Raw genomic sequence first — 11,620 nt, forward strand, 5'->3', positions numbered from 1 at the left:
CAATAGTGTGATTAAGGTGCTACAGAGTGTTTGCCTTCCCAGACAACTTCGCGGTAGTGCTTCACGTCGGTGTCGCCTTCAGTGCTGATAACCAGCACCACGGCATCTTTGTTCAGCGCCAGTTTTTCCATCAGGCTTTGTCGTTGCGGGTGATAATGAACCGCCGCGAGAACGCCCAAACCGACAGCGCCAGATTCACCGGAGATGATTCGAGGATCGTTGCCATACGGATTACCCAGCACGCGCATACCTAATGCGGCAACGCTGTCCTGGCAGGAGATGAATTGAGTGGCGCAGTTACGTAGGATTTCCCAGCCCAGCGGGTTAGGTTCGCCGCAGGCCAGGCCCGCCATGATCGTCGCCATATCGCCGCCAACGTTGACGATGTCGCCTTTGACGCCAGAGCGATAAATACAGTCAGCTTTGTCCGGTTCAACAATAATGCTGTGCAGATTTTGCGGGCTGTAGACATCGACCAGATAACCCAACACACCACCAGCCATCGCGCCGACGCCGGCTTGCAGCAGAACGTGCGTTGGGGTTACGCCCATTTCACGCATTTGCTCGACGGCTTCATCTGCCAGCGTGGCATAGCCCTGCATGATCCAGGTTGGGATTTTGGTGTAGCCTTCCCAGGCGGTATCCTGCACTACCTCCCAGCCGTGCTGCTGTGCGTGTTGCATGGTCAGGCGAACGGTGTCGTCATAGTTCATGTCTGTGACGATGCACTCGGCACCGAGGTTCAGAATGGCGTCAACGCGTTCCTGAGCGGAGCCTTTCGGCATGTAAATCACCGCATTCTGCCCAAGTTGCTGCGCTGCCCATGCGACACCGCGACCGTGGTTGCCGTCGGTGGTGGTCGCAAAGGTCATTTTTTCGCCGATAGCATTTTTCAGGTGTTCAAATGACAGCGTTTCGATATCAAGATGATATTTTTCGCACAGTAACTGAGCGATGGCATACGCACCGCCGAGCATCTTGAAGGCGTTCAGACCGAATCGTTTTGATTCGTCCTTAACGAGAATTTTCTTCACACCAAAAAGGTTTGCGAGATCGTCCAGCGCACAAAGCGGTGTTGGGCGATAGCCAGCAATCTTCTGATGGAACTGGCGCGCCAGTTTTGCCTGGCTTTGCGAAAAGAGCGGTGATGTTTCGCCGTTGAAAAATTTGTTATCGGCGATATCAATCTTCAATGAGAAAACGGACATATCCTATCCTTTTGGCCTCTGTAAATAGAGAGCCGATCTGTCGATCGGCCCGAGGGGTTATTTCACGCGTTCTTGCGCTTCTTTCAGCAGTTGTTCGAGCAGTGCACCCGGTTTGGCGTATTTACGGGACAGGATCATCGCGGCGATGATATAAGGCTTCCAGCTGGCTTCTTTGTAGGTCGCGATACGGTATTTTTCGAATACACCTTCAGTGACTTCACCTTCTTTACAGGATACGCCGCTGATATCGGCCGGCAGGCAGTGCATATACAGGGCTTCGCCATCACGGGTCAGCTCCATCATCTCTTCAGTACAATGCCAGTCTTTGTGTTGCGCGTTCTGCGCCAGGCACTGTTTTTCCAGAGCTTTAAGGCCTTCGTGATCGTTAGCGCGTAGCAGTTCAGTACGCTCTTCCATCACTTTATAAGGTGCCCATGACTTCGGATAAACGATGTCTGCATCTTTAAACGCTTCTTCCATGCTGGTGACCTGACGGAAGCTGCCGCCGGATGCTTTAGCATTGTTTTTCGCCACTTCAACGACATCCGGGATCAGGTCGTAACCTTCCGGATGAGCCAGGGTGACATCCATACCGAAGCGGGTCATCAGACCGATGATGCCTTGCGGTACAGAGAGCGGTTTGCCATAGCTTGGTGAATAGGCCCAGGTCATGGCGATTTTTTTACCTTTCAGGTTTTCCAGCGAACCAAAGTGTTCACGCAACCATGCCAGGTCAGCCATCGACTGCGTTGGGTGGTCGATATCGCATTGCAGGTTCACTAAAGCCGGACGCTGCGGCAGCACGCCCTGTTTGTAACCGTCATCAAGTGCAGCGCCAACTTCACGCATATAGGCGTTACCTGCACCCAGATACATATCGTCACGAATACCGATAGCGTCGGCGCAGAAAGAGATCATATTAGCGGTTTCGCGAACGGTTTCGCCGTGAGCTATTTGTGATTTACCTTCATCAAGGTCTTGCTGTGCCAGACCGAGCAGGTTAAGCGCGGAAGCATAAGAGAAGCGGGTACGAGTAGAGTTGTCGCGGAATACGGAAATACCTAATCCACTATTAAAGACTTTGGTCGAGATGTTTTCAGCACGCAGTGCTTTTAACGCTGCGGCAACGTCCAGTACTTGTTTCAGTTCATCTGGCGTCTGTTCCCACGTTAACAAAAAATCTTTCTCGTGAAGGTGAGAGGTCAGCGAATTGATATCCTTAATCAGCTCATTAACAGTTTTCATCATAAAGTCCCGATAGTGGAATGACAGGCAAAGTGGTTTATTTCACTGTGACTTGCCAAAGTGATTGGTGTTTTCACAGCTATACCTGGGACTAACAATAAGTGTGCCAGAATTATCCACGCGGCTGCGAAAGAGTAATTTGACGGATAATATGTGGGGCTGATCACAAATTAACATTGCACTATAGAGCATAAAAATATACGGAAACGATTGGCTTTTTTTCTGCCGTTATTTATTTGCTGCTAAGTATCATAAATAAGATATAAGGGAGAGGAGAATTGTCGTCAGTTTGATAAATGCAGTCCTGTAATTCTCATATTGATATAGAAGTGTGATATCACTTCCATAATTTCATTAGAAAGTGATAAAAATCCTATGTTTTTAGCAAAGCTATATTTGTCTGAGTTAATATCGTCATGACCTGTGAACCATCAACGTCTTCAATGATCGACTTTTAAGTGATTCTGGAAGGTAAAGCTATGGAGCTTGTTACTACGCAGTCAGTATTGATGCAAATTCAACCAACAATTCAGCGTTTTGCCAGAATGCTAGCCAGCGTTTTGCAGCTTGAGGTTGAGATCGTTGATGAAAACTTGTGTCGCGTCGCTGGAACTGGCGCATATGGGAAATTTCTTGGTCGCCAGCTAAGTGGTAATTCACGCTTGCTCCGCTATGTCCTGGAAACCAAAACCGAAAAGGTTGTGACACAGTCTCGCTTCGATCCCCTTTGTGAAGGTTGTGACAGTAAAGAAAATTGTCGTGAAAAGGCATTCCTGGGCACGCCCGTTATTCTGCAGGATCGTTGTGTCGGAGTGATAAGTTTGATTGCTGTTACTCATGAGCAACAAGAACATATCAGTGATAATTTACGCGAATTTTCAGATTACGTTCGCCATATATCTACTATTTTTGTCTCGAAACTTCTGGAAGATCAGGGGCCAGGAGATAATATAAGTAAAATATTCGCTACCATGATCGATAATATGGATCAGGGAGTGTTAGTTATTGATGAAGACAATCGTATTCAGTTTGTTAACCAGACTGCATTAAAAACTCTTGGTGTTGCTCAAAATAATATGGTTGGGAAACCTATTCGTTTCAGACCATTAACATTTGAGAGTAATTTTACTCATGGACATATGCAACATATCGTTTCGTGGGATGATAAAAGTGAATTAATCATTGGTCAGTTGCATAACATCCAGGGGCGACAGTTATTTTTGATGGCGTTTCACCAGTCACATACCAGTTTTTCTGTGGCGAACGTTTCTGATGAACCGCATATTGAACAATTAGTGGGTGAATGCCGGGTTATGCGGCAATTAAAACGACTCATTAGCCGTATCGCGCCCAGCCCATCCAGCGTAATGGTGGTCGGGGAAAGTGGCACCGGTAAAGAAGTTGTCGCTCGTGCAATCCATAAGTTGAGTGGAAGACGGAATAAACCCTTTATTGCTATCAACTGTGCCGCGATCCCGGAGCAGCTTCTGGAAAGTGAGCTGTTCGGTTATGTCAAAGGCGCTTTTACGGGGGCTTCTGCCAACGGAAAAACAGGGCTGATTCAGGCGGCGAATACGGGCACGCTGTTTCTCGATGAAATTGGCGATATGCCATTAATGTTGCAGGCAAAATTGTTACGAGCTATTGAGGCGCGTGAAATTCTGCCGATTGGTGCCAGCAGCCCAATACAGGTCGACATTCGCATCATTTCTGCAACTAACCAGAATTTGGCTCAGTTTATTGCTGAAGGTAAGTTTCGTGAGGATCTCTTCTATCGCCTGAATGTTATTCCGATAACGTTGCCGCCTTTGCGTGAACGTCAGGAAGATATTGAACTGCTGGTGCATTACTTTTTACATCTGCATACCCGTCGTCTGGGGTCGGTTTATCCTGGCATTGCTCCTGATGTTGTTGAGTTGCTGCGTAAGCATTATTGGCCTGGAAACCTGCGAGAGCTAAGCAATTTGATGGAATATCTGGTCAACGTTGTTCCTTCAGGTGAAGTCATTGACAGCACACTCCTGCCGCCCAATCTGGTAAATAACGGCGTGACAGAGCAAAGTGAGAGCCCAGAAGCCAGCGAAGCACATTTGGCACTTGATGATGCTGGTGGTACGGCGCTGGAGGAGATGGAAAAACAGATGATCCGCGAGGCGCTTTCACGTCATAACAGCAAGAAGCAAGTCGCTGATGAACTGGGCATCGGCATTGCTACGCTCTATCGTAAGATTAAAAAATATGAATTGTTAAGCGCGTAACCGCCGTAAATCCGGCCTGCATTCAGGCCGGATTTCGTTTTACTTCGTTTCCTCGCAGTCCAGCACTGTATTCACAATCATCTGATAACCGGTGCAGCGACAAAGATTTCCCGCCAGGCCGCGACGAATTTCCGTAATAGTTAATGGTTTCTCGCGTGGTTTTGCCAGCATTGCCGTGGTGGCCATAATCAACCCAGGCGTACAAAAGCCACACTGTACCGCGCCTGATTTCGCATAAGCCTGTTGTACATGAGAAAGTTTGCCGCCTTTTGCTTCGCCTTCCAGCGTGCGTATCTCTTTTCCTTCAGCCCAGGAGGCAAGGTATAAGCAGCTATCTATCGCGGTGCCATCAACCAGCACAGTACACGCGCCGCATTCTCCAACGCAGCATCCTTGTTTGACGCTAAGTAATCCTTGCTCACGGAGCAGTTCTGAAAGCGGCATACCCGGCGCGGCGCGGAGCTGAAAAGGCATTCCGTTAATGACGCATTCAATGGTAATTGTTTCGCTGTGGTTCATTGCAGTTTTCCCCCTGCCGCAGCGACGGCTTCGCTAATGACTTTTTTGGTCATCGTCTGGATAAGATGCAGACGAAACTCTTTACTCGCACGCCATGAGGAACGCGGGGCGACGTCTTGCAGGACAGACTCGCTGATGGCTTCCAGCGTTTGCAGGTTCAGTGGCGCGTTTTGTGCAGCCTGTTCAGCATGTTGGCAGCGAATCGGCGTTGGAGCGGCAACACCAAATGCCAGGCGTAATTCACTGAAACTTCCATTATCCAGCCGACAATGTGCGGCGCAGCCAATCGTTGAAATATCCATCGCGTCGCGCATGGCATATTTAAAATGCGCGCTACCAGCATGTTCTTTCGGTTGCGGCGGAAAATGAAAGGCGACAAGGATTTCGTCATGCTCAAGAGATACTTTGCCCGGCCCGGTGTGAAAGCCATTTATCGGGACAAAACGAACTCCTCGCGGTGAGTGGATCTCCAGCTTCGCGTCATAAATCAGCGTTGGCGTGGCGGAATCTGCGCTGGTGGCACCGTTGCAAATATTTCCACCGTAGGTAGCGACATTACGGATCTGTGGCCCGGCAATTGACGAAGCCGCAGCACATAACGCCGGAAGATGACGCTGGGTTAACGGATCTTCAATGAGCTGAGTAAATGTCGTCGCGGAGCCGATTCGCAGCGCGCCGTCTTCCTCCAGCGTAATCCCCCGAAGCTCCGCCAGATTGTGGATATCAACAATATGGCGATAACGGTCATTGTGATGGTGGAGCTGAATCAGTACGTCAGTGCCACCGGCGAGCAGTTTTGCCTGCGGATTGTGGGTCAGCAGGTTGATGGCATCGGCAATGGTGGTCGCGCGATGGTAAGAAGCAAAATCAAACATGATGTTATCCTCAAATCAATCCTGCCAGATGGAACTCTTCGTATAACCGTTTTGGCGTCAGCGGCAGTGTATTGATTGCAACACCGGTAGCCATCTTCACCGCGTTACGAATAGCTGCGGCAACAGGAATGATCGGAGGCTCACCCAGTGACTTATGTCCGTATGCGGATTGCGGTTCATTGATTTCGACGAACGCGCTTTCCAGTTGTGGCAGATCTGGCATGGTCGGCATTTTGTAATCCAGCAGATTTGGGTTACGTACCACACCGCTTTTCGCGTCGATGATCATCTCTTCAAATAGCGCCCAGCCAATGCCCATTCCCATCCCGCCGTGTACCTGGCCTTCTGCCAGCAGCGGATTGAGAATATGCCCCGAATCATGAACATTGAGGATGCGGTTGATAGTGACTTTGCACAGCGCGATATCGACCGTCAGATCAACAAAGGTACAGCCAAACGCTGGTGGGTTCGTGGTGGTTTTGATGGAGCTTTCTGCAGAAAGCTGTCCGCCACGCTCGGGATGATAAAACGCATCCATTGCCAGATCTTTTAATGACAACAATGGCTCTTCCGGTCTTTCAACCAGCACGATATGGCCTTTTATCAAGGTTAGATTCATCGCTGACTGATGTAGCATGACTGCGGCGTGAGCGATGATTTTCTCTTTCAACAGCAACGCCGCACTGCGCAACGCTGGCGCGGCAACATAGCTCTGCCGTGACGCAAACGCACCGGGGTCGAAGGGTGTAACGTCGGTGTCTTGTGTCGAAATTACGCGGACATCGCTGACCGGGACACCCACGGTTTCCGCCACCATTTGCGAGAACACGGTGTCGGCACCCTGACCGATTTCCGTCGCACCGCTTTGCACGTTGATGGTTCCATCCTGATTCATCAACAGGCGTGCGCCAGCGATTTCTACACCAACAGGCCAGGTGTTAGAGGTGTAGCTAAAACAGGCAACGCCAACGCCTCGCCGTAAATTGCCTTGCTGGTTCTGGCACTCTGCACGGCGTTTTTCCCATTCAAAGATTTCTCGTCCTTTTTCCAGACACTCTGGTAATCCGGCGCTGTAAATACGCTTGCCCGTGAGTGGATTTGCATCGCCTTCACGAGCGGCATTACGTAAACGAATTTCTACTGGGTCTAGTTCCAGCGCAGTAGCGGCGTCATCCAGCATTGATTCGACAGCAAAAACGACTTGCGGTGCACCATAACCGCGCATCGCGCCAGCCGAGGGCAGATTGGTATAGCAGGTCTTTGAACTGTAAGCGTAAGCACAACGAGGATAAAGGTAAGCGACTTTATTACCGCCTGCGGAAGCGATGGAGTGACCGTGAGAGGCGTAAGCGCCGGTGTTGGACAGAACATCCAGACTATAACCTTTCAACGTACCATCACGGTTCACGCCCATTTGCCCATCAATGGTAAAGGCGTGGCGGGTTCGGGTTGCGAGAAAACACTCTTCACGGCTAAGGGAAACTTTCACCGGAATACCACCGAGCTTGCTGGTCAGGAATGCCGCCATTGGCTCTTCCAGCACATCCTGTTTATTACCAAAACCGCCACCGACAAACGGTTTGATGACTCGCACACATGACCAGGGAATATCCAGCGCCTGACCGACAACGCGGCGAACAATGTGCGGGATCTGCGTACTGGAGACGATGGTAATTCGCGAGTCATCCTCCATCCATGCCAGAGAGGTCACACTTTCCATATGGCAATGCTGAATGACCGGTGTCTGATAATGCCCCTCGATCTGGTAATCTGCCGCATCGATTGTTTGCTGGACATTGCCTGTCGACATCATGCTTTGTTTAAGTAAATTGCCGCCGTTATGGATTGGTGCTGCGTCTTCTGCCAGTGCCGCTTCTGGCGTGGTGATAACGGGTAATTCTTGCCACTCGATGCTGACTAGTTGCGCCGCTTTTTCTGCCGTGAGCTCATCGCGGGCTACGACGATGGCAACAGCATCACCATGATGACGAACATGGCGGGTTAACAGTGCGCGATCGGCGGTATCGCGTTTATTTTCGTCAAGAGTCCATGCATGTCCTGCCGTCGCGAATGGGATATCCGGTACATCTTCCCAGGTAAAAATCGCCAGTACGCCCGGCAGGCTTCTGGCTTTTTCATCGTTAATATTTACGGCATAACCATGTGCGATAGGGCTACGTACATATTTTGCGTAACACATGCCTGCCATAACATAATCATCTGTATATCGTGCCCGCCCGGTAACCTTAGCAATGGCATCTACGCGCATACATGATTCACCTGTAGCGGTTGCTTCCCGCGCTTCCATAGAAATCCCCTTGATTTGAACATTTGGTTCTTATGGCAATGATTTAGTCTTTGCAGGCAAGAATTACGCCAGAAACGACTATAAACATGGTGGGAGGAGGGAAGTGTGATGTTGTTAATAAAACGCCAGGGATGATGCGTTTTTATCAGCAAAGCAAGAGAGGGCAGTGTATCAATATGAGTGTGATAAAAATCATTGTGATAAATGAATATTAGGCGACACTCAGGGGGCTCTCTTTTTCGTTATGACGATGTGTAAATGGGGGATCGCTATCCTAATGGATTCATTCACAATTCTTGATTTGTACATCCATTTTCCGAGCAATGGATTGGGTATCTGACAGGTGGCTGCTATGATATAGCGTCTTGTTTTTTGAGCGAGGAAAGATTTTGAGCGCAGGACGCCCGAATAAAAAAACGCTGGGTATCGTGATGCTGTTATCGGCAGGGCTGCTTCTGGCGGGCTGTTCTGGTAGCAAATCATCAGACACAGGAACGTATTCCGGCTCCGTTTACACCGTGAAACGGGGGGATACGCTTTATCGTATTTCACGCACCACGGGAACAAGCGTAAAAGAACTTGCCCGACTCAACGGCATTTCTCCACCCTATACCATCGAAGTTGGTCAAAAGTTGAAGCTTGGTGGGGCAAAAAGTAACCGCAGCTCGAGAAAAAATACAGCCAAATCAACGACGAAAACAGCGTCAGTCACTCCACCGCCAGTGGTTCCGAAATCTTCATGGCCACCCGTCGGACAACGCTGCTGGATATGGCCAGCGAGTGGAAAAGTTATCATGCCTTACTCAATGGCGGATGGCGGCAATAAAGGGATTGATATTGCTGCAGCGCGCGGGACACCAATATATGCAGCTGGCGCCGGCAAGGTTGTGTATGTCGGTAACCAATTACGTGGCTACGGTAATCTCATCATGATTAAACACAGTGAAGATTACATCACTGCCTACGCTCATAACGACACGATGCTGGTAAACAATGGGCAAAATGTTAAGGCTGGGCAAAAGATAGCGACGATGGGCAGTACGGATGCTGAATCCGTGCGGTTACATTTCCAGATTCGTTACCGTGCTACGGCGATTGATCCTTTGCGCTACTTGCCGCCACAGGGCAGCAAACCAAAGTGCTGATGGTGAATTAATCAGCAGTCAGTAGCAAGGCACTTGCTAAGAAGAGCGTAAGGTTTATAATGCCTTACGCATCTCAAAGCGGGCGTAGTTCAATGGTAGAACGAGAGCTTCCCAAGTTCTATACGAGGGTTCGATTCCCTTCGCCCGCTCCAGTTTTTATATCCTCATTTATTTTTCTTTTTTATCGAAACGTTCCATTCTTTTAATGTACTCACATCAGGTATGGCTGAATCAAATAACAACAATCAAAAATAAGTAGAACTTGAGTGCTCCTCGACATCGGCAGTCATAAACGAGTTTGCATTCGTTATACCAGTCGAGGATTATCACGACTCAAGCTACTGCATATTGACTGTTAAAATCGATACTATTGTTAGTTTTTGTCAATTGCTTTAACTTTTGGATGTTATTAATAATAACCAAATGACATTCGTTCTCTGTTCCTTGATAAACGTGTGTACATTTTTTATTCTGCGTTGCAGAAATATATGCATTAATGCATTTTTTTATTACTACAGCTTTATGTATATTAGGCTCAAGTAACAGTGCTTGGTCTATACAAGCAATTGCATCATCAATTCTATCGTTATATATATTTACCAGTGATCGATAATAGTATAAGGCGGCGATATCTAATATTTGTGTCTGCGCATGTTCAAAAAAAATACGTGATGTCGTTGCTTGTCCGGAAAGGCCGGTTATCAATCCCATGATCCCTAAAATCTTTCCATCACAAATAGTTTTATCTGACACCTTATCTATAAATGCTAATGCTTTTTGAGTTGCATCTTTATGCTCGTTCATACCATGAAGAGCCAGGGATATATAGCATTCAGCCAACAGGCAATGACACTCATTTATTAGAGACGGAATATTGTATTTTTTTTTCAGGTGTTCAAATATTGTTATTGCTTTGACAATACTTTCAGGTGTGAACTCATTCAGTGCGTTTTTTCCGTTAGACATTTCTTTTGATAAAATATTGTCATTAAAAGAATCGCGTTGACTGATCATTTCCTGCGCGGCTTTAGGTTTCTTCATAGCCAGATTCAAGTTACTGATTATAAATTGTGATACTTTTTGTATATCATCCGCTTGCAGATGTGTGCTGGCAACAAGATAAAAGCTTTTTGCATCGATCACCTCTACATATAAGCTATTTGATGCTCCATGTTGGCTAATTCTTCCAGTTATAAAATAATCTGGTTTGAATCTGGCCAGAAAAGCTGTTTGAGATTTATTATCTATACAATACTGGGTTGCCGCCAGTGGGTATATGTAAAGGTCATCATCTTTTTGGTTTGAAATAAGTTGTACAAGATCCTGATTTAGTTTTAATGGATCATGATGACTGTGGGATGTTATAAATGGAAATAAAGCAACAGCACTACCTGCTTTATTATTTTGGTTCCCTTTTATCTTGAAAACTTGCCCACTGAATCGATACCCTTTTCTGTATATGGTTTCTATACAGCGAGTATAGCCGATGCGTTCAAAAATACATCTTAATGAATATATACACCGTGTAAGGGATTCGTCACTTACAATTACATTTTTCCACACGGACTCGATGATCATATCTTTTGATACAACGTTGCCAGATGATTCAAGCAATACAAATAATACGCCAAGCTCTTTCGGAGGTATGTAAGACTGCTCATTCCCTTTTGTAAGAATACCATCTTCTGTAAGTATTATTCCATCAGAAAAATGATATGAAAACTTAATTTCTAAATCCATTAGCTAACCCCTGTGAAATTTATGGTTATTTGCGTCCTGAATGAGTAATAAATATAACTAATATTCATATATGTTTTATTAAACTGTATATGATGTTGTATATATAAAATTCCATGACTGTTTGAATTAATTTATCCAGGATTGTTTCGAATGTAACCTGAAATATCCTTAATTAATGCTTTTTAATCATGTTTATACATAACTTGTTGAAAGGCAACAATAAACTTACACGTCTTTCATTCCTTAACTGAGTGCTAATTTTGATTTAAGATAAGAGAAAATACCCAAGTGATAGCTATGTATCGAGTTCGAACCTTGTTTG

General features: G+C 46.9%; 8 protein-coding genes and 1 tRNA gene. 3 read left to right on the plus strand and 6 right to left on the minus strand.

What is annotated here, in order from left to right:
• Nucleotides 1–11: 11 nt before the first annotated feature.
• Both dpaL and ygeW read right to left on the minus strand, forming a co-directional pair.
• On the minus strand, nucleotides 12–1,208 hold the full coding sequence (dpaL, locus tag A7Z06_RS13220; RefSeq protein ID WP_000110494.1) for a diaminopropionate ammonia-lyase: 1,197 nt from the start codon (nucleotides 1,206–1,208) through the stop codon (nucleotides 12–14).
• A 57-nt stretch (nucleotides 1,209–1,265) separates the two neighbouring features.
• Nucleotides 1,266–2,453 carry a knotted carbamoyltransferase YgeW gene (gene ygeW / locus A7Z06_RS13225; RefSeq protein WP_000859787.1) on the minus strand — a complete coding sequence of 396 codons (1,188 nt, stop codon included), beginning with the start codon at nucleotides 2,451–2,453 and terminating at the stop codon, nucleotides 1,266–1,268.
• A 479-nt stretch (nucleotides 2,454–2,932) separates the two neighbouring features.
• Here ygeW and A7Z06_RS13230 point away from each other — a divergent pair, with 479 nt between their 5' ends.
• The gene (locus A7Z06_RS13230; RefSeq protein WP_032226135.1) at nucleotides 2,933–4,711 is read left to right on the plus strand and encodes a sigma-54 interaction domain-containing protein; all 1,779 of its coding nucleotides are present in this window, start codon (nucleotides 2,933–2,935) and stop codon (nucleotides 4,709–4,711) included.
• A 39-nt stretch (nucleotides 4,712–4,750) separates the two neighbouring features.
• Here the strand turns inward: A7Z06_RS13230 and xdhC are convergent, their stop codons facing one another.
• From xdhC to xdhA, 3 genes are read right to left on the minus strand one after another with little or no spacing between them, the layout of a single operon-like run.
• Complete coding sequence (gene xdhC, locus A7Z06_RS13235; RefSeq protein ID WP_001016616.1) at nucleotides 4,751–5,230, minus strand: xanthine dehydrogenase iron sulfur-binding subunit XdhC; 480 nt, start codon at nucleotides 5,228–5,230, stop codon at nucleotides 4,751–4,753.
• Nucleotides 5,227–6,105, minus strand: coding sequence for a xanthine dehydrogenase FAD-binding subunit XdhB (gene xdhB / locus A7Z06_RS13240; RefSeq protein ID WP_105279455.1), 879 nt, complete (start codon nucleotides 6,103–6,105; stop codon nucleotides 5,227–5,229). The genes xdhC and xdhB overlap by 4 nt, the downstream gene beginning before the upstream one ends.
• 10 nt (nucleotides 6,106–6,115) lie before the next feature.
• Nucleotides 6,116–8,413: a xanthine dehydrogenase molybdenum-binding subunit XdhA gene (xdhA, locus tag A7Z06_RS13245; RefSeq protein ID WP_000388092.1), complete on the minus strand. Its 2,298-nt coding sequence runs from the start codon at nucleotides 8,411–8,413 to the stop codon at nucleotides 6,116–6,118.
• A 389-nt stretch (nucleotides 8,414–8,802) separates the two neighbouring features.
• Here xdhA and actS point away from each other — a divergent pair, with 389 nt between their 5' ends.
• Both actS and A7Z06_RS13255 read left to right on the plus strand, forming a co-directional pair.
• Nucleotides 8,803–9,558 carry an amidase activator ActS gene (gene actS, locus A7Z06_RS13250; RefSeq protein ID WP_010347985.1) on the plus strand — a complete coding sequence of 252 codons (756 nt, stop codon included), beginning with the start codon at nucleotides 8,803–8,805 and terminating at the stop codon, nucleotides 9,556–9,558.
• A gap of 78 nt (nucleotides 9,559–9,636) precedes the next feature.
• Nucleotides 9,637–9,710 (plus strand) — tRNA-Gly (locus tag A7Z06_RS13255).
• Nucleotides 9,711–9,891: 181 nt separating this feature from the next.
• Here A7Z06_RS13255 and A7Z06_RS13260 read toward each other — a convergent pair.
• Nucleotides 9,892–11,298 (minus strand): winged helix-turn-helix domain-containing protein, encoded by a 1,407-nt coding sequence (locus tag A7Z06_RS13260; RefSeq protein WP_000362639.1) that lies wholly within the window; start codon nucleotides 11,296–11,298, stop codon nucleotides 9,892–9,894.
• Nucleotides 11,299–11,620 lie beyond the last annotated feature (322 nt).

It is taken from the genome of Escherichia sp. MOD1-EC6819, from assembly GCF_002965765.1.
In the GTDB taxonomy this organism is placed as follows: domain Bacteria; phylum Pseudomonadota; class Gammaproteobacteria; order Enterobacterales; family Enterobacteriaceae; genus Escherichia; species Escherichia ruysiae.

Excerpts from the sequence above, each read along its gene's own strand:
- dpaL (WP_000110494.1), bottom strand. The coding sequence starts at position 1,208 with ATGTCCGTTTTCTCATTGAAGATTGATATCGCCGATAACAAATTTTTC.
- ygeW (WP_000859787.1), bottom strand. The coding sequence starts at position 2,453 with ATGAAAACTGTTAATGAGCTGATTAAGGATATCAATTCGCTGACCTCT.
- A7Z06_RS13230 (WP_032226135.1), top strand. The coding sequence starts at position 2,933 with ATGGAGCTTGTTACTACGCAGTCAGTATTGATGCAAATTCAACCAACA.
- xdhC (WP_001016616.1), bottom strand. The coding sequence starts at position 5,230 with ATGAACCACAGCGAAACAATTACCATTGAATGCGTCATTAACGGAATG.
- xdhB (WP_105279455.1), bottom strand. The coding sequence starts at position 6,105 with ATGTTTGATTTTGCTTCTTACCATCGCGCGACCACCATTGCCGATGCC.
- xdhA (WP_000388092.1), bottom strand. The coding sequence starts at position 8,413 with ATGGAAGCGCGGGAAGCAACCGCTACAGGTGAATCATGTATGCGCGTA.
- A7Z06_RS13260 (WP_000362639.1), bottom strand. The coding sequence starts at position 11,298 with ATGGATTTAGAAATTAAGTTTTCATATCATTTTTCTGATGGAATAATA.